General features: G+C 68.0%; 1 pseudogene. It reads right to left on the bottom strand.

The window, feature by feature from the left end:
* Positions 1 to 397, bottom strand: a pseudogene (locus tag HCN51_RS57860) (DNA-directed RNA polymerase subunit beta); the annotation flags it as partial.

Below are 397 nucleotides of genomic sequence, written 5' to 3'. Positions count from 1 at the left end.
CTCGACCGGCAGGATCTTGGAGATGACGCCCTTGTTGCCGTGCCGACCGGCCAGCTTGTCACCGTCGGTGATCTTACGCTTCTGGGCCACGTAGACGCGGACCAGCTCGTTGACGCCGGGAGGAAGCTCGTCGCCCTCCTCGCGGCTGAACACGCGGACGGCGATGACCTTGCCCTGCTCACCGTGCGGCACCTTCAGCGAGGTGTCGCGCACCTCGCGGGCCTTCTCACCGAAGATCGCGCGCAGCAGCCGCTCCTCCGGGGTCAGCTCGGTCTCACCCTTGGGCGTGACCTTGCCGACCAGGATGTCGCCGGGCACGACCTCGGCGCCGATCCGGATGATGCCGCGCTCGTCGAGGTCGGCCAGGACCTCTTCGGAGACGTTGGGGATGTCGCGA

Source organism: Nonomuraea composti (genome assembly GCF_012034275.1).
Lineage (GTDB): Bacteria > Actinomycetota > Actinomycetes > Streptosporangiales > Streptosporangiaceae > Nonomuraea > Nonomuraea composti.
Note: the sequence above shows the minus strand (reverse complement) of the source record. Positions and strands in the feature narration are given on the sequence as shown.